This is a genomic window from Fuscovulum sp., assembly GCA_035192965.1.
In the GTDB taxonomy this organism is placed as follows: Bacteria; Pseudomonadota; Alphaproteobacteria; order Rhodobacterales; family Rhodobacteraceae; genus Paragemmobacter.
Genome location: CP136571.1, coordinates 1,233,900 through 1,252,568 on the forward strand (window position 1 = coordinate 1,233,900; position 18,669 = coordinate 1,252,568).

18 protein-coding genes, 1 tRNA gene and 1 pseudogene are annotated in these 18,669 nt (G+C 64.0%); 5 read left to right on the forward strand and 15 right to left on the reverse strand.

Annotation, left to right across the window (positions count from 1 at the left end):
* The first annotated feature begins 126 nt into the window (after window positions 1–126).
* Window positions 127–726, forward strand: coding sequence for a polysaccharide biosynthesis/export family protein (locus RSE12_06050; protein ID WRH63896.1), 600 nt, complete (start codon window positions 127–129; stop codon window positions 724–726).
* A 23-nt stretch (window positions 727–749) separates the two neighbouring features.
* Window positions 750–1,850: a hypothetical protein gene (locus RSE12_06055; GenBank protein WRH63897.1), complete on the forward strand. Its 1,101-nt coding sequence runs from the start codon at window positions 750–752 to the stop codon at window positions 1,848–1,850.
* A gap of 222 nt (window positions 1,851–2,072) precedes the next feature.
* On the opposite strand, the gene RSE12_06060 is transcribed toward RSE12_06055, so the two are convergent.
* A tRNA-Ala gene (locus tag RSE12_06060) sits at window positions 2,073–2,148 on the reverse strand.
* 137 nt (window positions 2,149–2,285) lie between these two features.
* A complete protein-coding gene (locus tag RSE12_06065; protein WRH63898.1) occupies window positions 2,286–2,621 on the reverse strand; it encodes a TIGR02300 family protein in 336 nt (111 codons plus the stop codon).
* Between the two features lie 164 nt (window positions 2,622–2,785).
* On the opposite strand from RSE12_06065, the gene RSE12_06070 reads away from it, so the two are divergent.
* Genes RSE12_06070 through RSE12_06080 form a run of 3 tightly spaced genes read left to right on the forward strand, consistent with a single transcriptional unit; the run spans window position 2,786 to window position 5,300 of the window.
* Window positions 2,786–3,472, forward strand: a complete 687-nt coding sequence (locus RSE12_06070; protein ID WRH63899.1) for a SprT family zinc-dependent metalloprotease — start codon at window positions 2,786–2,788, stop codon at window positions 3,470–3,472.
* A gap of 33 nt (window positions 3,473–3,505) precedes the next feature.
* On the forward strand, window positions 3,506–4,156 hold the full coding sequence (locus RSE12_06075) for a GntR family transcriptional regulator (GenBank protein ID WRH63900.1): 651 nt from the start codon (window positions 3,506–3,508) through the stop codon (window positions 4,154–4,156).
* A gap of 4 nt (window positions 4,157–4,160) precedes the next feature.
* Window positions 4,161–5,300, forward strand: coding sequence for an MFS transporter (locus tag RSE12_06080; protein ID WRH63901.1), 1,140 nt, complete (start codon window positions 4,161–4,163; stop codon window positions 5,298–5,300).
* 110 nt (window positions 5,301–5,410) lie between these two features.
* Here the strand turns inward: RSE12_06080 and lpdA are convergent, their stop codons facing one another.
* The 13 genes and pseudogenes from lpdA to RSE12_06145 all read right to left on the reverse strand — a co-directional run bounded on the left by lpdA (window position 5,411) and on the right by RSE12_06145 (window position 18,618).
* Window positions 5,411–6,799, reverse strand: coding sequence for a dihydrolipoyl dehydrogenase (gene lpdA / locus RSE12_06085; protein ID WRH63902.1), 1,389 nt, complete (start codon window positions 6,797–6,799; stop codon window positions 5,411–5,413).
* A gap of 85 nt (window positions 6,800–6,884) precedes the next feature.
* Window positions 6,885–7,280 (reverse strand): MAPEG family protein, encoded by a 396-nt coding sequence (locus RSE12_06090; GenBank protein WRH63903.1) that lies wholly within the window; start codon window positions 7,278–7,280, stop codon window positions 6,885–6,887.
* The gene (locus RSE12_06095; protein ID WRH63904.1) at window positions 7,277–7,735 is read right to left on the reverse strand and encodes a hypothetical protein; all 459 of its coding nucleotides are present in this window, start codon (window positions 7,733–7,735) and stop codon (window positions 7,277–7,279) included. Before RSE12_06095 ends, RSE12_06090 begins: the two co-directional genes overlap by 4 nt.
* Before the next feature lie 2 nt (window positions 7,736–7,737).
* A pseudogene (gene odhB, locus RSE12_06100) lies at window positions 7,738–8,970 on the reverse strand (2-oxoglutarate dehydrogenase complex dihydrolipoyllysine-residue succinyltransferase).
* 58 nt (window positions 8,971–9,028) lie between these two features.
* Complete coding sequence (locus RSE12_06105) at window positions 9,029–11,995, reverse strand: 2-oxoglutarate dehydrogenase E1 component (GenBank protein WRH63905.1); 2,967 nt, start codon at window positions 11,993–11,995, stop codon at window positions 9,029–9,031.
* 64 nt (window positions 11,996–12,059) lie between these two features.
* Window positions 12,060–12,212: a hypothetical protein gene (locus RSE12_06110; GenBank protein WRH63906.1), complete on the reverse strand. Its 153-nt coding sequence runs from the start codon at window positions 12,210–12,212 to the stop codon at window positions 12,060–12,062.
* Between the two features lie 14 nt (window positions 12,213–12,226).
* Window positions 12,227–13,111 carry a succinate--CoA ligase subunit alpha gene (gene sucD / locus RSE12_06115; GenBank protein WRH63907.1) on the reverse strand — a complete coding sequence of 295 codons (885 nt, stop codon included), beginning with the start codon at window positions 13,109–13,111 and terminating at the stop codon, window positions 12,227–12,229.
* Window positions 13,112–13,148: 37 nt separating this feature from the next.
* Window positions 13,149–13,673 (reverse strand): hypothetical protein, encoded by a 525-nt coding sequence (locus RSE12_06120; protein ID WRH63908.1) that lies wholly within the window; start codon window positions 13,671–13,673, stop codon window positions 13,149–13,151.
* The gene (sucC, locus tag RSE12_06125) at window positions 13,670–14,863 is read right to left on the reverse strand and encodes an ADP-forming succinate--CoA ligase subunit beta (protein ID WRH63909.1); all 1,194 of its coding nucleotides are present in this window, start codon (window positions 14,861–14,863) and stop codon (window positions 13,670–13,672) included. Before sucC ends, RSE12_06120 begins: the two co-directional genes overlap by 4 nt.
* Before the next feature lie 196 nt (window positions 14,864–15,059).
* Window positions 15,060–15,719, reverse strand: a complete 660-nt coding sequence (locus RSE12_06130) for a class I SAM-dependent methyltransferase (protein ID WRH63910.1) — start codon at window positions 15,717–15,719, stop codon at window positions 15,060–15,062.
* Window positions 15,716–16,954: a peptidase T gene (gene pepT, locus RSE12_06135; protein ID WRH63911.1), complete on the reverse strand. Its 1,239-nt coding sequence runs from the start codon at window positions 16,952–16,954 to the stop codon at window positions 15,716–15,718. Before pepT ends, RSE12_06130 begins: the two co-directional genes overlap by 4 nt.
* Before the next feature lie 294 nt (window positions 16,955–17,248).
* Complete coding sequence (locus RSE12_06140) at window positions 17,249–18,442, reverse strand: hypothetical protein (GenBank protein WRH63912.1); 1,194 nt, start codon at window positions 18,440–18,442, stop codon at window positions 17,249–17,251.
* A gap of 5 nt (window positions 18,443–18,447) precedes the next feature.
* A complete protein-coding gene (locus RSE12_06145) occupies window positions 18,448–18,618 on the reverse strand; it encodes a hypothetical protein (protein WRH63913.1) in 171 nt (56 codons plus the stop codon).
* Window positions 18,619–18,669 lie beyond the last annotated feature (51 nt).

The window sequence follows — 18,669 nt, forward strand, 5'->3', positions numbered from 1 at the left end:
TGTTAAAAACGCTGTCGCGGTGCCCGGGGAACGGCTATTGCGTCTGTAGAGAACCGGTAGGATCCGCGTCCACGGTCGCAACACAGGCAATCTGGCTGCGCCCGCGGAAAGGAAGAGGGAAGAATGATGAAATTTGTGCAAATGATGCTGGCGGCGCTGATGGCACTGCCATTTCTTGCTGTGGATGCCGCCGCCCAGGATTATCGCCTGCAGCGCGGGGATACCGTTCAGATTGAAGTGCTTGAGGATTCCACCCTGAGCCGATCGACACTGGTGCTGCCGGATGGGCAGATCACCGTGCCGCAAGTTGGCACCGTTCGCGCCGCAGGCCGCACGCTGGAGCAGTTGCAGATAGATGTTGCGCAACGCCTTGCACCCAGTTTTGCAACGCCGCCGACGGTGTTCGTCACGCTGTCCTCGCTTGCGCCGATCATCGACCGGCCCGAACGCACCATCGATATCTTTGTCATCGGCGCTGCCAATGCACCGGGTCGCGTGCAGATCCCGCCGGGATCGACTCTGCTGCAGGCGCTGAGCGCTGCAGGCGGCCTGTCACCGTTCGCGGCAGACAAGCGGGTGCAACTGCGCCGTGTCGACAAGGCCGGAAATGAAAAGATCTACCGTGTTGATTACGATGCGATCGAACGTGGCGTGTCGAACGTGGGCACGACCCGCGTTGTTGATGGCGATGTGATCGTCATTCCGCAGCGCAAACTGTTCGAATAAGCGCGGGGATGCGGGATATGGGGTTGATCCGGGGTGCATGCCTTGCCCTTGCGGCAGGAACTGCCGCGACGGGCGTCGCTGCGCAGGACGTGGGTGGCGTGCGCCAGACCTTTGATGTCGAGCAGCGCTTTGAATTCGGGCGCAACCTCGATCTGGCGACCCCGGCAGAAGGATCGAGCAGCGTCGCCGCGACGGTGCTGAGCTATGGTCTGTTCAGTGAAACACCGCTGGATCGGCTGGCCTTTACCGCCTCTGGCGCGCTGGTGATCGAAAACTCGCCCGATACGGCCGGAACGGAAGTGGATTTCGGCCGCCCCGAGGTGGGTTTCCTATATGTCCGCGAAGTGCCTGACGCGCTGTTTTCGGTCGCGCTGCGCTATGTCAGCGATGATGTAAGCGCGCTGGCCGATGATCTGACCGTTGCAGACGCCACCGGGACGGAAATCGATTACGGCGTGATTCTGCGCTATGAGGCGTTGCGGAATTCGCCTGCCAGCATCTTCGTCGAGGCGACATTCGATGCCACCGAATACGAGGATACAATCGACCCGACGCTGATTGAAAGCGATACCTATGGGCTGACGGCCGGTACTCGGCTTCGCTTTTCCGAAGTTATGGATGGTGTGTTCAGCTTGGGCGTCACACGGGAAGATGATGCCGCCGGCGTTGTAGCTGATACGTTCATCATCCGTGCCGGCGTCGAGTATGACATGATTGATGGCTTTGCCGCGGTCTTCCTGACGCGCGAAGAAGGCGACATCGAAGACAGCACATCGCTTGAGTTTGATTACACCCAGGATCTGCCCGTCGGCGCGCTGAGCCTGGGCGTGACCATCGCGCAGACCTTCGATTCCGGCGTGGGCGAGCGGACGGACGAAACGGATATCGAGATCGGCTGGACACAGGCCATCAACGACGCTTCGGCCATAGCGGTGAGCCTGTCCTGGGCGCAGAGCGACGCGCCGTCAGAGCAGATTACGGAAACCGAGTTGGGCGCGACCTACAGCTATGCCTTGACCGAGGAAACCAGCCTCGACGTCGGCGCAAGTTTCCGTGAGCGCGATGATGCGGGCGGGCGGGCCTCGTCGCCGCTGGTGTTCTTGGCGCTTGGCCGCAGCTTCTGAATTTCAGCAGACCCGCACGACAGCAGCACCCGCCATTGGCGGGTGTTTGTTTTTGGTGATCGTGCCTGGATACTCGAACCCGGTCTGTTCCTACGCTTCGCCGAAGGCGACGGGTTCGCTGGAACTGGGTGATTTCAGACGCCAGAGTGGGGGCGTTTCTTCCCGCAGTTTGGGTTAGCCAGCGGCGCCCGCCGGTGATCGTCAATCGAATTGGAAGGATGTTGGTGGAGCCAGGGAGGATCGAACTCCCGACCTCTTGAATGCCATTCAAGCGCTCTCCCATCTGAGCTATGACCCCACCGGAGGTCGAAGCGTTGCGGCTTCGATGGGCGAAGCGTTGCCGCTTCGTTGGGCGCTGTCTAGTAGAGGGCGCGGTGGGGTGCAAGTGAAAAAAGCACCCGATTTCCGCGCCCTGCAACGGCCGACAGCGTGGCCTTATACCTCTTCCTCGTCGCCGGCCACATCGGCCAGATCGTCGAGCGAAACGTTGTCATCGGCATCGTCTTCGAGCAGATCATCATCCAGCTCGGTATCGTCGGCGACGCCCGTTTCCAGCAGTTCGTCATCGGCTTCCAGATCGTCGACGAGAACGTCATCGTCTTTTTCCGGAACGGCGCGGCTGATGACGGCGGCAGCCATCTTGCGGCGGGCGGATTCGATATCGACGACTTCGCCCGTATAGGGCGAAACGATGGGCGAACGGTTCAGGTCGTAAAAGCGCTTGCCGGTGGTCGGGCAAATGCGCTTCGTGCCCCATTCAGGATTGGGCATGGTGGTCCCCTTGTTCAGGCTGGCTGTCGATGGGCTGGAATGTCCAGAGTCGTGGTCGCTTGCCACAAGGCAAGGCGGGTGTCAAAGGCTTTCGCGGCGGGTTGGCCCTGTTGCCTGTGGGGTGCAAGTGGCTATCCTGTGCGTGGAATTCAAGAGGATGTTCAATGCCCCTGCTTCCCGGTTCCCCCCCGGTCGAGATCGTGCTGAAGCGATCGGCCCGCGCGCGGCGGTTTTCGCTGCGTGTGTCGCGGCTTGACGGGCGGGTGACGCTGTCGCTGCCCGCCCTTGCGCGAGAGGCGGAGGCGATGGCCTTTGCGCGCGCGCAGGAGGGGTGGATCCGCGAAACGCTGGCCGACATGCCGCAGCGGGCGGGGGTGGGAATCGGGTCAGTGCTGCCGGTTGAGGGGCGGCTGCTGCAGCTGGCACCGGGGGCGGGCCGTGCCGTGCGGGTGGAGGGCGATTCGCTGCTGATCCCCGGCGACCCGGCGCAGGCGGGCACACGGGCGGGGGCCTTTCTGCGCGCATTGGCGCGGGAGCGGCTGGTGGCCGCATCGGACCGCTATGCCGCGATGATCGGGCGGCAGGTGGTGCGGGTGACTTTGCGCGATACGCGGTCACGCTGGGGATCCTGCGCGCAAGACGGGGCGCTGATGTATTCCTGGCGGCTGATCATGGCGCCGGCATCGGTGTTGGACTATGTGGCCGCGCATGAGGTGGCGCATATGCAGGAGATGAACCACTCTGCCGCCTATTGGGCGGTGGTGGACCGGCTTTATCCCGGTTGGCAGGAGCAGCGCAAATGGCTGCATGCCGAGGGACAGGCATTGCACCAATACCGTTTCGGGGATTGATTTTCCCCTGTCAGCGGTGCTTGGCTGCGACCCATGCCGATTACCCCGCGCCAGACCGACCCAAACGCCGCCGCGCATGAGCGATTGTACCGCAGCCTGCGTCAGCAGGTGATGCATGGCGAATTGCCGCCCGGTCAGGCCATGACGCTGCGCGGCCTTGGAAAGCAGTTCGGCGTGAGCATGACCCCTGCGCGTGAGGCGGTGCGGCGGCTGGTGGCGGAGGGCGCGCTGACGCTGTCCTCGTCCGGCCGGATTTCCACACCCGAGTTGACGCCGGAGCGGATCGAGGAATTGGCGGCGATCCGGGCCATGCTGGAGCCCGAGATGGCAGCGCGGGCGCTGCCACGGGCGCATTTCGCATTGATCGAGCGGTTGGCAGCGATCAATGCGCTGAACGCCGAGGCCGTGGTGAAGCAGGACGCAGTGGCCTATGTGCGGACCAATCTGGAATTTCACCGCACGCTGTATTTGCGCGCGCAGGCCCCGGCGATGCTGGCCATCTGTGAAACTGTCTGGCTGCAATTGGGCCCCACAATGCGTGCGCTTTATTCCAAGCTGCGCCGGAAAGAGCCGCCACAGCACCACCGCATGATCCTTGCCGCACTGAAGGCGGGGGATGAGCCGGGGCTGCGGCTGGCGGTGCGCACGGATGTGACGCAGGGCCTGCGGCATCTGGCCGGGTGATCGCTTGATCCGACTGTCCCCTTTGGTGCTGCTGACAGCGGCTGTGGCGTTGGTGGGGTCAAACTCGCTGGCGCTGTCGCCCATCGCGCTCGAGGTGGGGCGGGGGTTTGGTGGCGCGAGCGCGCGGGAGGTCCTGATCGCGGCATCGCTGTTCGGGGCCGGGACGGCGGTGGCTGCGGTGGGGGTTGCGCCCTGGGCGGACAGGATCGGGTTGTCCCGCGCGCTGGGGCTGGCGTTGGTGGTGCTGGTGTTGGGCATGGCAGGCACGGCGCTGGCGCCATCGCTGGGGGTGTTGTGGCTGGCGCAGGCGGTGGCGGGGATCGGGTCGGGCGTCGCTTTGCCTGCGACTTATGGGCTGGCAGCCGAGATTGCGCCCAAGGGGCGCGAGAGCACCTATCTGGGCCGGGTGCTGATGGGGTGGACGCTGTCGCTGGTCTTTGGGGCGTCAGCCGCCGCGTTGATTGCCGACGTGGCGGGCTGGCGGGCGGTGCATGGGGCGTTGGCGGTGGCTGGGCTGGCGGTGTTGCTGGCACTGCTCCTGTCACCCCGGATGGGGGCCGTGCGCGCGGCGCAGGGGGGGAGTCCGTGGTCCGCCTTGAGGGTGCCGGGGATCGGGCCGGCGCTGCTGGTGGCTGGGGGCTATATGGCGGCGTTCTATGGGCTTTATGCTTATGTCGCGCCGCATTTGCAGGCGGGGCTGGGCTGGCCGGTCTGGATGGTGGGCGCAGTGCCTCTGGTCTACGGCATCGGGTTCGGCGCGGCGGCGCTTGGGGATCCGTGGATCGACCGCTTTGGCGCGCGGGTGGTGGCGCCTTGGGTGTTCGGGGCGCTGGTGGTGCTTTACCTCTGCATCGCGGCGGTGGCAGGGTCGGCCTGGGGGCTGGTAGCGGCTTGCCTGCCTTGGGGCATGATCAACCATCTGGGCCTGAACCTGATCGTGGGGCGCTTGGCGGGGCTGGACGCGGCACGGCGGGGGGCGGTGCTGGGGTTGAATTCGGGCGTGACCTATCTGGCGATGTTCGTGGCGACGCCGGTCTTCGGGGCGGTTGAGGCGCGGCTCGGTTTTGCGGCCTGTGCCGTGTTGGCGGCGGGCTGTGTTCTGGCCGCGCTGGGCGATGCGCTGCGGCGGCGGTCGCTGCGGTAAGGGTTGGCGGGGACGGCTGTCCCCAGCGCGCCCGATGCCCCGGCGGTGGCTTGGGTGGCCGCCGGGGCATGGGTATTTGGGCCAAGATGAAAGGGCTTGGCCGGGCTTACCTAGGCGTGGATCGCTCCGTCGCCGCAGGCCAAGGCAGCCTCGCGCACGGCTTCGCTATAGGTCGGGTGGGCGTGGCAGGTGAGGGCGAGGTCCTGGGCCGAGGCACCGAACTCCATCGCAACACAAATTTCATGAATCAGGTCACCTGCCATCGGCCCGATGATATGCGCGCCGAGAATGCGGTCGGTGGCCTTGTCTGCGAGGATCTTGACGAAACCGTCCCCCTGAAAAACGGCCTTGGCGCGGCCATTGCCCATGAAGGAGAACTTGCCGACCTTGTAGGCGCGGCCTTCGGCTTTGAGCTGTTCTTCGGTCTGGCCGACAGAGGCGACTTCGGGGGTGGTGTAGATTACGCCGGGGATGACATTGTAATTCACATGGCCCGATTTTCCGGCCAGGATTTCTGCCAGTGCCATGCCTTCATCTTCGGCCTTATGCGCCAGCATGGGGCCGATGATGGCATCGCCGATGGCGTATAGGCCCTTGATATTGGTGGCGAAATGCGCGTCGGTCTTGACCTGGCCGCGCGGCAGCATCTCGACCCCGAGGGTATCGAGGCCGAGGCCCGCCACATAGGGGCGACGACCGGTGGCGACGAGGACGGTGTCGGCCTCCAGCGTGGCGTCGGAGTCATCCTTGCGGAGTTTGTAGCGGACGGTGGCGCCGGTCTGGCCCTTGTCCACGCCCTGCACGGCGGCGCCGAGGATGAATTTCAGGCCCTGTTTTTGCAGGATGCGCTGGAAGGATTTGGCGACTTCGGCATCCATGCCGGGGGTGATGGCGTCGAGGTATTCGATCACCGTGACCTCAGCGCCGAGGCGTGCATAGACCGATCCCATTTCCAGACCGATCACGCCTGCGCCGATCACCACCAGCTTTTTCGGGATCGCCTTGAGGGTCAGCGCGCCGGTGGAGGTGACGACCACCTCCTCATCAATGGTCACGCCGTTCAGGGGGGAGGATTCGGAACCCGTTGCAATCACGATGTTTTTCGCGGTGTGCACCTCATCGCCCACCTTGACCTGACCGGGGGCGGGGATGCTGGCCCAGCCCTTGATCCAGGTGACCTTGTTCTTCTTGAACAGAAACTCGATGCCCTTGGTGTTCTGGCCGATCACATCATCCTTGTAGCCCAGCATCTTGGCCCAATCGACGGTGGGTGCCGCGCCCATCAGGCCCATTTTTTCAAAGTTTTCATGGGCTTCGTGCAGGTGATGGGTCGCGTTGAGCAGCGCCTTTGAGGGGATGCAGCCCACGTTCAGGCAGGTGCCGCCCAGCGTTTCGCGCCCTTCGACCACGGCGACCTTGAGCCCCAGTTGCGCGCAGCGGATGGCGCAGACATAGCCGCCGGGGCCGCCGCCGATGATGATTGCGTCAAACTCTGCCATGGGTCGTTTCCTTCTGTTCGGTGCCGTTTGCGGCGTGCAGCTTGTGGTGCAGCAGATTGTGCAGACGGCTGTGCATACGAATGTGTCAGATCAGGGCGGCAATCAACATGGTCAGCGTGGCCGCGAAGCCCACAAACCAGATGGCCGACCGCCACGGACGCCAGCCAAGGGCATAGGCCGGGATGTAGAGGATGCGTGCGCCAAGATAGGCAAAGGCGCAGGCTTGGGTGAGGGCGGTGGACTGATTGCCGAGCGTGACGACCACGACGGCGAGGGTAAAGAGGATCAGCCCTTCGAAGTGGTTGTTCATCGCGCGTTGCAGGCGACCTGTCAGCGGTGACATGGGCCGCGAGGGCGGGCGGTCGCGGGCGCTGGAGGTGTAGCCCACGCCAAGCTCCATGTTGGCGGGCACGGCGAAGAGGACGAACTGCACCATCTGGAGCAGGCCTGCGAGGGCAAGGGCGGTGAGTTCGGGGGTCATGGAGCTAAAGTCCGGTCTTGCGCCAAAAAGTTTCGGATGATTTCCCAGTTTTCGCGGTAGGAGTCCCGATCTGGGATCTTCTTAGTCATGACCTTCTTCCATCCATCGTCCCGCCGAACAGCTGCGACCGCACCCATCGGAAAGACAAACATTTCAGGTGCTTGCTTTACGATCTCTTTCGTCCGGTATCGGTTTCCCCGGTTCAAAAGCACGAACACCACAAAATCTGCGTCAAGGTTCTTCAGGGGAAAGCCGTGGTCAGAGTCTGACGCCCAGCGGCTCTTAACTTGAATCCTGGCTGACCTTCCCGCTTCTGGATTTACAGCGATGAGATCGTATCCCGGCATTTGAGTGTAAGTTTTGTAAGCGGGAATTCCTTCGATCAGCAGATGGGCGCAGACAAGGAATTCCGCGCCCTCCGCCTCAAGACGTGTATTTTGCCGCTTAACTTCCAACCTCACAGATCCATCAGCAACCGGCGCGGGTCTTCCAGCGCTTCTTTCACGCGGACGAGGAAGGTCACCGCGCCTTTGCCATCCACGACGCGGTGGTCGTAGGAGAGGGCGAGGTACATCATCGGGCGGATGACGATCTGGCCGTTCACCACGACGGGGCGGTCCTGGATCTTGTGCATCCCGAGGATGCCGGATTGCGGCGGGTTCAGGATGGGCGAGGACATGAGCGAGCCGTAGACGCCGCCGTTGGAGATGGTGAAGCTGCCGCCCTGCATTTCGGCCATGGACAGTTTGCCATCGCGGGCGCGCAGGCCAAGCTCGGAGATTTTCTTTTCGATCTGGGCGAAACCCATCTGGTCGGCGTCGCGGACTACGGGGACGACGAGGCCGGACGGGGTGCCGACGGCCACGCCCATGTGGACGTAGTTCTTGTAGACGATATCGGTGCCGTCGATTTCAGAGTTGACCTCGGGCACCTCTTTCAGGGCATGGGTGCAGGCCTTCACGAAGAAGGACATGAAGCCCAGTTTGACGCCGTGCTTCTTTTCGAACGCGTCTTTGTATTCGTTGCGCAGTTCCATGATGCCGGACATGTCGACCTCATTATAGGTCGTGAGCATGGCGGCGGTGTTCTGCGCGTCTTTCAGGCGGCGGGCGATGGTCTGGCGCAGGCGGGTCATCTTGACCCGTTCTTCGCGGGCGGCATCGTCGGCGGGGACGGGCGCGCGGGGGATGGCGGCGGGGGCGGGGGCGGCGGCCACGACAGGGGCCGGGGCGGCGATGGTGCGGGCGACGTCTTCCTTCATCACGCGGCCATCGCGGCCTGTGGCCTGCACCTGATCACGGGTCAGGCCAGCCTCGGCCATGGCCTTTTTCGCGGCAGGGGCGTCTTCGACATCCTTTTCGGCGGCGGCCGGGGTGGGAGCGGGGGCCGCGGCGGCGACGGGTTCCGGCGCCTTGGGTGCGGGTGCGGCGGCGCCTTCGGTCATGATGGCGAGGCGGGCATTTGCGGCCACGGTCGCACCTTCGGGGGCGAGGATTTCGGACAGCACGCCCGACACGGGGGCGGGCACTTCGACCGACACCTTGTCAGTTTCCAGTTCACAGAGCATTTCGTCCTGCTTCACGAAATCGCCCGGCTTCTTGAACCAGGTCGAAACGGTTGCTTCGGACACGCTTTCGCCAAGGGCGGGCACCATAACATCGGTCATCTTCGGTTCCTCCGCGCCGCTTTCGGGCGCCTGTGGTCAATACGGGGGGTGCCCGCGCCGGGGTGGCGCGGGCGGGATCAGATCAGGCGGTGGTGCCAAGCGCTTCGTTCACCAGCGCCTCTTGTTCGGCCTTGTGCCGAGAGGCGAGGCCGGTGGCGGGCGAGGCCGAGGCGGTGCGGCCGGCATAGGTGGCGCGCTTGTGCTTGGCCCCGATGCGGGACAGCACCCATTCGAGGTTGGGTTCGACAAAGGACCATGCGCCCTGGTTCTTGGGTTCTTCCTGGCACCAGATCACTTCGGCATTCTTGAAGCGTTCCAATTCCTTGACCATGGACATGGCCGGGAAGGGGTAGAACTGTTCAAGGCGCAGAAGATAGGTGTCGTCCTGACCGCGCTTGTCGCGTTCGGCCAGCAGGTCGAAATAGACCTTGCCCGAGCAGATGACGACGCGCTTGATCTTGGCGTCGGCCTTCAGTTTCAGGTCGGAATGGCCCTTTTGCGCATCGTCCCACAGCACGCGGTGGAAGGTGGAGCCGGTGGTGAAATCATCGGCATCCGAGATGCACATCGGGTGGCGCAGCAGGGATTTCGGCGTCATCAGCACCAGCGGCTTGCGGAAGGTGCGGTGGATCTGACGGCGCAGGATGTGGAAGTAGTTGGCGGGTGTCGAGCAGTTCGCCACGATCCAGTTGTCATTGGCCGACATTTGCAGGAAGCGTTCAAGCCGGGCTGAGGAATGTTCCGGACCCTGGCCTTCATAGCCATGCGGCAGCAGGCAGACGAGGCCGGACATGCGCAGCCATTTCGCCTCGCCCGAGTTGATGAACTGGTCGAACATGATCTGCGCGCCGTTGGCGAAATCGCCGAACTGGGCCTCCCACATCACCAGCGCATTGGGTTCGGCGAGGCTGTAGCCGTATTCGAACCCGAGGACCGCGTATTCCGACAGCATGGAATCGATCACCTCATACCGCGCCTGCCCGGCGCGGATGTGGTTGAGCGGGTAGTGCCGTTCTTCGGTCGATTGGTCGATGAAGGCGGAATGGCGCTGCGAGAAGGTGCCGCGCGTGCAATCCTGCCCTGACAGGCGAACGGGATAGCCTTCGGTAGCGAGCGAGCCGAAGGCCAGCGCCTCGGCCGTGGCCCAATCGAAACCCTGGCCGGTTTCGAACATCTTGGCCTTGGCGTCCAGTTGGCGGGCGACGGTCTTGTGGATGTCGAAGCCTTCGGGGACGCGGGTCAGCGCTGCGCCGATGTCTTTCAGCGTTTCAGGTTTGATGGCGGTCTGACCGGCCTGATATTCTTCTTTCTCGCGGTCCAGCCCGGACCAGCGACCATCAAGCCAGTCAGCCTTGTTTGGTTTGAAGTTCTTGCCGATTTCAAACTCTTCGTTCAGGCGGGCCTGGAAGGCGGCCTTCATATCCTCGATCTCGCCCTCGGGGATGAGGCCGTCTTTGACGAGGCGTTCGGTATAGAGTTGCAGCGTCGTCTTCTGCCGCTTGATGCGGGTGTACATCGCCGGGTTGGTGAACATCGGCTCGTCGCCTTCGTTGTGACCGAAGCGGCGGTAGCAGAAGATATCCAGCACCACGTCCTTGTGGAACTTCTGACGGAATTCGGTGGCAACGCGGGCGGCGTGGACCACGGCCTCGGGATCGTCGCCGTTGACGTGGAAGATCGGCGCTTCGACCATCAGGGCGATGTCGGTGGGATAGGGCGAAGAACGCGAGAAGTGCGGGGCCGTGGTGAAGCCGATCTGGTTGTTCACCACGATATGCATGGTGCCGCCCGTGCGATGGCCGCGCAGGCCAGACAAGCCGAAGCATTCGGCCACGACGCCCTGACCGGCAAAGGCCGCGTCGCCATGCAGCAGGATGGGCAGGACGGAGTGGCGGTCGGTCTGATCGCCGAGCTGGTCCTGCTTGGCGCGGACCTTGCCAAGGACGACGGGATTGACCGCCTCAAGGTGGCTGGGGTTCGCGGTCAGCGACAGGTGGACGGTGTTGCCATCGAAGGTGCGGTCTGACGACGCGCCGAGGTGGTATTTCACATCGCCCGAGCCGCCCACATCTTCGGGCTTGTAGGAGCCGCCCTGGAATTCGTGGAAGATGGCGCGGTAGGGTTTGGCCATGACGTTGGCCAGAACCGACAGGCGGCCCCGGTGGGGCATGCCGATGACGATTTCTTTCACACCCAGCGCACCGCCGCGCTTGATGATCTGTTCCATCGCCGGGATCAGTGCTTCGCCGCCATCAAGGCCGAAACGCTTGGTGCCCATGTATTTGACATGGAGAAACTTTTCAAAACCCTCGGCCTCGACCAGCTTGTTGAGGATGGCGCGGCGGCCTTCACGGGTGAAGGCGATTTCCTTGCCGTAGCCTTCGATCCGTTCCTTGAGCCAGCTGGCCTGTTCCGGATCGGAGATATGCATGTATTGCAGCGCGAAGGTGCCGCAATAGGTGCGTTTGACGATGTCGATGATCTGGCGCATGGACGCCATTTCCAGACCGAGCACCTTGTCGATGAAGATCGGGCGGTCCATGTCGGCTTCGGCAAAGCCGTAGGAGGCGGGATCAAGTTCCGGGTGCGGCGTGACTTCGCGCATTCCCAGCGGATCGAGATCGGCCACCAGATGGCCCCGGATCCGGTAGGCGCGGATGATCATCAGGGCGCGGATGGAATCCAGCACGGCGCGCTGAAGCTGTGCGTCGGTCAGCGAGACGCCCTTTTCCGTGGCTTTTTCAACGATCTTCTGCCCGGCGGCCTTTGCCTCGCGCGCCGGGGGGGCGGGCCATTCGCCCGTCAGGGCGGCGGTCAGGTCATCGGTGGGTTGCGGTGGCCAGTCGGCGCGCGCCCAGGACGGACCGGCGGCCTGACGTTTCGCATCCAGATCGCTGTCGCCGAGGGCGCGGAAAAACTCGGCCCATTGCGCATCGACGGCGTTCGGGTCGGCCGCGTAGCGGGCCTGAAGCTGGTCGATGTAATCGGCGTTGTGGCCTTGCAGGAAGCTTGAGGCGTGGAACTGGTCGTTGGGCGAATGTTCGGTCATGGTCTGTGTCCTCCCCGTGATGGGATTGGCGGCAAAGCGTCCTTGGCCGCCGGGATGGAAACGCTTATTCGGTCTGCCCGAACAGGGCGCGGGTCAGCGCCGTGTTGGGTTGTGCCTGGCCCAATGAGGCCCAGGCTGTAAGGGCAAGCAGGCCAAGGAGCGCAAGGAACGTGGCGATGACGGTCTTTGCCCGTATGTCCATTCCCGTAGTCTCCATGGCCGTTCCCCTTTTCACTTTCCGATTGCCTTCATCACCGCCTCGCCCAGATGGGCGGGGCTTTCGGCGACGACGATGCCTGCGGACTTCATCGCTTCGATCTTGGACTCGGCATCGCCCTTGCCCCCTGCAACGATCGCGCCAGCATGGCCCATGCGGCGGCCCGGAGGTGCGGTGCGGCCTGCGATGAAGCCTGCGGTGGGCTTCCAGCGGCCACGTTTTTTCTCATCAGCGAGGAATTGGGCAGCTTCTTCTTCGGCGGAACCGCCGATTTCGCCGATCATGATGATCGAGTGGGTGTCGGGGTCGGCGAGGAACATTTCAAGGATGTCGATGTGTTCGCTGCCCTTGATCGGGTCGCCGCCGATGCCCACGGCCGAGGTTTGGCCGAGGCCCACATCCGTGGTCTGCTTGACCGCCTCATAGGTCAGGGTGCCGGAGCGCGAGACGACGCCGACGGAGCCTTTGGAGAAGATGCTGCCCGGCATGATGCCGATCTTGCATTCGCCGGGGGTCATCACGCCAGGGCAGTTCGGCCCGATGAGGCGGGACTTGGAATTGATCAGCGCGCGCTTGACGCGCATCATGTCCAGCACCGGGATGCCTTCGGTGATGCAGACGATCAGCGGAATCTCGGCATCAATCGCCTCAAGGATCGAGTCGGCCGCGAAGGGCGGCGGGACGTAGATCACGGTGGCGTTGGCATCGGTTTTGGCGACCGCGTCATGGACGCTGTCGAACACGGGCAGGCCCAGATGTTCGGTGCCGCCTTTGCCGGGCGTCACACCGCCGACCATATTGGTGCCATAGGCAATGGCCTGTTCGGAGTGGAAGGTGCCTTGGCTGCCGGTGAAGCCCTGGCAGATGAGGCGGGTGGATTTGTTGACGAGAACGGCCATCGGGGCCTCCTTCAGAGAATGGGCTGAGGGGCGGCCGTCATTGGCCGGGCCCAAAGGTAAAACGCACAGAACTGGTTGCCGCGTCGTCGCAGACCGGATCGTTGCCCGAGGAAGTGACCTCGATCCCGATGGTGGGCGTCAGTTGAACCGAGACGCAATCGGACGTGCCGGGCATGACGCTGGTGCCAAGGCCTGTCGACGCGACCAGCTGCATCATCTGCGCGGCGGCTATGTCGGTGCCGGTATCCTCGGCGTAGACAGCGCAGAAACTGCCGTCGATGGCAGCAAGGACGTAAAGCGCTGCATGCGATGAGGTGATCTGGTTAAGGCCCATCTCTGTTTCGGCAGTCAGGGCCCAGCCGGCATCGGTGAAGAGAGCAGCGGTGCGGGCCGCGTCACCCTGACCGACAAGGCAGGCCGCGAGGGCTGCGCCGTAGGCACGGGTGGGGTCGCTGTCATTCAATGTCCGCAGGGAGGATTCGGCCATGAAGAGGTCAAGCGCCATCGCGGGCGCGGCGACCGGCAGGGTTGACAGCAGGGCGAGGATCGCGGCGCGGATCATCCGCGTACCGCCTTGACGATCTTTTCCGCGCCATCCTTCAGGTCATCGGCGGCGATGACGTTGAGGCCGGATTTGCGGATGATGTCCTTGCCGAGTTCCACGTTGGTGCCTTCGAGACGGACGACCAGCGGCACCTTGAGCCCCACTTCTTTCACCGCCGCGATCACGCCTTCGGCGATGATGTCGCAGCGCATGATACCGCCGAAGATGTTGACGAGGATGCCTTTGACGTTGGGATCGGAGGTGATGATCTTGAAGGCCTCGGTCACCTTTTCCTTGGTGGCGCCACCGCCCACGTCAAGGAAGTTGGCGGGTTCGGCACCGTAGAGCTTGATGATGTCCATGGTGGCCATGGCAAGGCCCGCGCCGTTGACCATGCAGCCAATCTCGCCATCGAGCGCGATGTAGTTCAGATCGAACTTGGACGCGGCGAGTTCCTTGGGGTCTTCTTCCGTCTCATCGCGCAGGGCGGCGATGTCGGGGTGGCGGTAGAGCGCGTTGCCATCAAAGCCCATCTTGGCGTCGAGCAGTTTCAGGCTGCCATCCTTGAGCACGCAGAAGGGGTTGATCTCCAGCATGTCCATGTCTTTGTCGGTGAACAGGCGATAGAGATCGCGGACGATCTTGACGCATTGCTTGACCTGGTTGCCCGACAGGCCCAGCGAAAAGGCGACGCGGCGGCCGTGGAAATCCTGGAACCCCGTGGCCGGGTCGATCGTGAAGGTGTGGATCTTTTCGGGGGTGTCGTGGGCGACATCCTCGATGCTCATCCCGCCCTCGGTTGAGGCGACGATGGAGATGCGGCTGGTCTGACGATCGATCAGCAGGGCGAGGTAGAACTCGCGGTCGATGTCGGAGCCGTCTTCGATGTAGATGCGGTTGACGACCTTGCCGGTGTCGCCGGTCTGGATGGTGACGAGGGTGCGGCCCAGCATCTGACGGGCGAACTGGCTGGCCTCTTCCACCGAGCGGGCGAGGCGGACGCCGCCTTTTTCGCCGGCTTCGGGTTCCTTGAAGTGGCCCTTGCCGCGACCGCCGGCATGGATTTGTGCCTTGACGACCCAGAGCGGGCCATCAAGTTCGCCGGCCGCGGTCTTGGCCTCTTCGGCCTTTAGCACCACGCGGCCATCGGACACCGGAATGCCGTAGGAGCGCAGGAGCGCCTTGGCCTGATACTCGTGGATGTTCATCGCAACTGTCCCGTCCTAGTGGTTTTGACGGGTATTGCCATGGAAATGGGCAGCGTTGAAACGGTATTCTACGGTATACAGCCGTTTGCTGGGAAAAATCGGCATTTTGTGATCACACGCGGAAAAAGTGTGATCACAAGTTACAAAACGTTAGCGATAAAGGGTGATTCGCGCGTCTTGGCGGGTTAACCCGGCCTTAAGGTTCGGCGGTGAACATGACCTGTCCGCGCGGCAGGCGGTGATCATGGCGGGTGGCCCTGAACCCCGCGGATCGGGCGAGGGTCAGGACCTGCGCCTCCGTCATGTGCCAGGGGAAGCGGTCGGGATGGGTGACGACGCCATCGGATTGACGGCAAGGGCCGGGGTGGTTTTCCGGCGCGAGGAAGACGGTGAAGATCAGGCGACGCAGGTCGGGAAAGCGCGGGCGGATGTTGGTGAGTGCGGTCGAAAGGTGATCGGCGGGCAGGTGGGTGAAGATGGCGAAGGCCAGCGCGAAGGTGATCGATGGGGGGATTTCGGGGAAGGCAAAGGTGGCGTCTTCGATCAGATGGTCCTGTGGGAGTTTGGCGCGGACAGCGTCATCCAGTTCGGTTTCCCAACCCTTAAGCATCAGCGCGCGGGAGAGGTCGGTGGCCCAGTAGCCCGCAACCTGCGGGGCGAGGTGGCGACCGAGGCGGAGGGAGCCTGCGCCGATGTCGAGCAGGTGGTCGGTCGCGGTCAGGCCGTGCCGGGTGAGCAGGGGCAGCACGATGCGGGGGGTTTCTTCCCACCGTCCGCCCACGATGTCGCGGTGGCGGCCCTTGGCGAGGGCGTCATCATAGAAGCCGGGGGCGTGATAGGGGGAGGGGAGGGTCATTCAACCGTTGCGGCGCGGCGGACGAGGGCGAGCATAAGGTCGGTCGCGCGGGCCATGTCTTGCGCGCTGATCCATTCGAGGGGGCCGTGAATTTCCTGCATGCCCGTAAAAAGGTTAGGGCAGGGGATGCCCATTTCCGTAAGGCGCGAGCCATCGGTGCCGCCGCGGATGGGAACGGAGACGGGGTCCAGCCCGATATCGCGGCAGGCATCGCGGGCCAGATCAACGGGGCGCATGTCGGTTTCCAGCCAATAGCGCATGTTGCGATATTGCGGCGTGATGGTGCAGGTGATCGTGGCGCGGGGTTCCGTGGCCTGCACGGCGGCACAGACGGCGCGCAGGATTTCACCTTTGGCTTCAAGACCTTCGCGTTCGAAATCACGCAGGATAAAGCGGATCGTCATGGCCGAGGAGCCGCCCGTCATGTCGGTGGCGTGGATGAACCCGTCGCGTCCATCGGTGAGTTCGGGCAGCATCGTGTGCTGGGGGAGTGCCGCGATGATCTTGGATGCCAGGTGGATGGCGTTGACCATCTTGCCCTTGGCCCAGCCGGGATGGATCGAGACGCCTTCGATTTTTACCTCGGCCCCGTCGGCAGAGAAGGATTCATACTCAATCTCGCCCACCGAGCCGCCATCGAAGGTATAGGCCCAGTCGGCGGCGAGGTCTTGCGGGAGGCGGCGGTCGACGCCGCGACCGATTTCCTCATCCGGTGTGAAGGCGATGCGGATGGGGCCGTGGGGGATGGAGGGATCGGCCAAAAGGGCGCGGGCGGCGGTCATGATGATGGCGACGCCGGCCTTGTCATCGGCGCCCAAGAGCGTGGTGCCGGAGGCGGTGATGATGTCATGCCCCTGTTTTTGCGCGAGATTTGGCGACGTGTCGGGCGTCAGCGTCAGCGTGGGGTTGTCAGGGTAGGTGATCGCGCCGCCGTTGTAGCCGCGGATAACGCGGGGTTTGACGCCCGTGGCGTTGAACTGCGGCGCGGTGTCGACATGGGCGAGAAAGCCGATGGTGGGGCCGGGCGCGGTGGCGGGGATGGTGGCGAGGACCGTGCCATACTCGGTGAGGCGGATATCCGTTGCGCCGATGTCGGTAAGTTCCTGCACCAGCAGATTGGCCATGTTGAGCTGGATGGCGGTGGAGGGCTGGCTGGGGCTTTGGGCATCGGACTGGCTGTCGATGGCGCAATAGCGGATCAGGCGGTCGGTGAGTTCGGCGCTGTGGTCGGTCATGCGGTATGTCCCCTTTGGCGGGATGTGGCCGTGGGGCGCGCGGCTTGTCAATGCCGGGCGAATTTGGCTGCGATTACGGGGAATTGCGGTTTTGGGGTGTGCAGCCGCGCAGTGCAGCAGGCGGTGCAGACGGGCGTGCATACAAATTTCGGCAGGGTGGGGTGGGGGAATGTGGTTAATGGTGCGAATTTGCGAGGTTGGGCGTGAGTCCCTCCCCGCCCTTCCGCCATGCTCGGGAGGTGATGCGGCCCGGACGTGATCCGGGGACGCTGGTTTGCGGTGGTTGTTTGCGGGCTAGTTCAGCCAGAGCGACATGAGCATGGCGTCGCCGCCCATCATCGCTTCGAATTGGCGCCAGCTTTCGGGGGTGATGGTGTCGCCCTTTTCCAGATAGGGCAGGGCGCCTGTGCCCTGAATCCAGTCCTTCACGTCGATCGGTGCGGGGTCGGTGAACATGCGGGCAAGGTTGACGCCTGCGCCGTCGCCCAGACGCCAATAGGGGATGAGCTTTTCGCCCTTCAGCAGCGCCTCGCCATCGGCGAGCACCGACAGCCATGTGGCCCCGGTGCCGGGAGGCAGCGTCAACCCGAGGGCGGAGGTCTGGCGGTCATTTGGGAGCCATTCGGCGGTGTTGTCCGTCTCTGACTCCACCGCTGCCCAGAAGCTGCGGTTGTCCGCGACCATGGACAGGAAATGCGCCTGTGCCTTGGACAAGCGGGCGGCATCGGGTTGCTGATCAAGCGCGTCGAGCATGACCCAGACCGCATCGACAAAGGGGGTGATGACGAAGAACTCTTCGGCATAGGGCGGCGAGATGGCCCGCATCCCATCACGCGCGGCGGCGGCGCGGGTGAGGGCGTCGGTCGGATCATAGGCGAGGATGACTTCGGACACACCTTCGAGGAGGTGGGTATAGGCCGAGAGCCATGCCGCATCGGCGCGGTCGAAGGTGATGGTGGGGGCCGGGGTGGCGGGGTCGCGGTCGAACCAGCGCCAGCCGAGGAGAGACGGGCCGAGGAGGGCCATCAGATCCTCATCCGGGGTGCGGGTGGCGTCGGCGTTGACGTCGAACCAGAGGTCGCCCAGCCGGATGGTCAGGGCAAATTCGGGGCCTGTGGCAAGGTCTGCCAGCGGTTCGCGGGCGGCGGCCATGCCGGTGGCGGCCGCGGTGAAGAGCGCGGCCACATCGCCGGGGGCGAAACTTGCATCGGGGGCAGCGCCCTGATCGAGACGCAGGAAGGGGATGGTGCCGGTGGGGTCAGACATGCCGGTGCGGTAGCGGGTTTGAAACGTCGCTTCGACCGCGCGCAGGAAGCGGATGCCGCCAAGGGCGAAGCGATCCGCCTCGGTCGGCGCGGGGAGGGCGGCGAGGCGTGCCTCGGTCGCGGTAAGGCCCGTGCCGGCGATTTCAGCCGAGATGTCCTGCGATGCCGCCGGGGCGGCGGCGAGGAACAGCAGGGCGAGGGCCGGACCGGGCAGGGCGCGCATGGCGGTTATTCCCCGGCTTGCTTGCGCGCCTCGGCCGCGGCTTTCATGCGGGCGAGGAGTTCGGCCTTTTTCGCATCTGCCTTGCTGTCACCCTTGGGTGCGCCGCGACGGGGCTGGTCGAGCGGGTGGTGGCTGTCTTTTGCGGCTTTGGGATTGCCGCCTTTGCCGTAGTCCATGGAAAACGCCTTTCAGAAACAGGGAAGGGGCACCCGTGCGGGGTGCCCCTT

What these genes read in the sequence shown, in the direction of transcription:
- RSE12_06050 (WRH63896.1), top strand. Translation starts at nt 127, where the DNA reads ATGAAATTTGTGCAAATGATGCTGGCGGCGCTGATGGCACTGCCATTT.
- RSE12_06065 (WRH63898.1), bottom strand. Translation starts at nt 2,621, where the DNA reads ATGCCCAATCCTGAATGGGGCACGAAGCGCATTTGCCCGACCACCGGC.
- RSE12_06070 (WRH63899.1), top strand. Translation starts at nt 2,786, where the DNA reads ATGCCCCTGCTTCCCGGTTCCCCCCCGGTCGAGATCGTGCTGAAGCGA.
- RSE12_06075 (WRH63900.1), top strand. Translation starts at nt 3,506, where the DNA reads ATGCCGATTACCCCGCGCCAGACCGACCCAAACGCCGCCGCGCATGAG.
- lpdA (WRH63902.1), bottom strand. Translation starts at nt 6,799, where the DNA reads ATGGCAGAGTTTGACGCAATCATCATCGGCGGCGGCCCCGGCGGCTAT.
- RSE12_06090 (WRH63903.1), bottom strand. Translation starts at nt 7,280, where the DNA reads ATGACCCCCGAACTCACCGCCCTTGCCCTCGCAGGCCTGCTCCAGATG.
- RSE12_06105 (WRH63905.1), bottom strand. Translation starts at nt 11,995, where the DNA reads ATGACCGAACATTCGCCCAACGACCAGTTCCACGCCTCAAGCTTCCTG.
- RSE12_06110 (WRH63906.1), bottom strand. Translation starts at nt 12,212, where the DNA reads ATGGAGACTACGGGAATGGACATACGGGCAAAGACCGTCATCGCCACG.
- sucD (WRH63907.1), bottom strand. Translation starts at nt 13,111, where the DNA reads ATGGCCGTTCTCGTCAACAAATCCACCCGCCTCATCTGCCAGGGCTTC.
- RSE12_06120 (WRH63908.1), bottom strand. Translation starts at nt 13,673, where the DNA reads ATGATCCGCGCCGCGATCCTCGCCCTGCTGTCAACCCTGCCGGTCGCC.
- sucC (WRH63909.1), bottom strand. Translation starts at nt 14,863, where the DNA reads ATGAACATCCACGAGTATCAGGCCAAGGCGCTCCTGCGCTCCTACGGC.
- RSE12_06130 (WRH63910.1), bottom strand. Translation starts at nt 15,719, where the DNA reads ATGACCCTCCCCTCCCCCTATCACGCCCCCGGCTTCTATGATGACGCC.
- pepT (WRH63911.1), bottom strand. Translation starts at nt 16,954, where the DNA reads ATGACCGACCACAGCGCCGAACTCACCGACCGCCTGATCCGCTATTGC.
- RSE12_06140 (WRH63912.1), bottom strand. Translation starts at nt 18,442, where the DNA reads ATGCGCGCCCTGCCCGGTCCGGCCCTCGCCCTGCTGTTCCTCGCCGCC.
- RSE12_06145 (WRH63913.1), bottom strand. Translation starts at nt 18,618, where the DNA reads ATGGACTACGGCAAAGGCGGCAATCCCAAAGCCGCAAAAGACAGCCAC.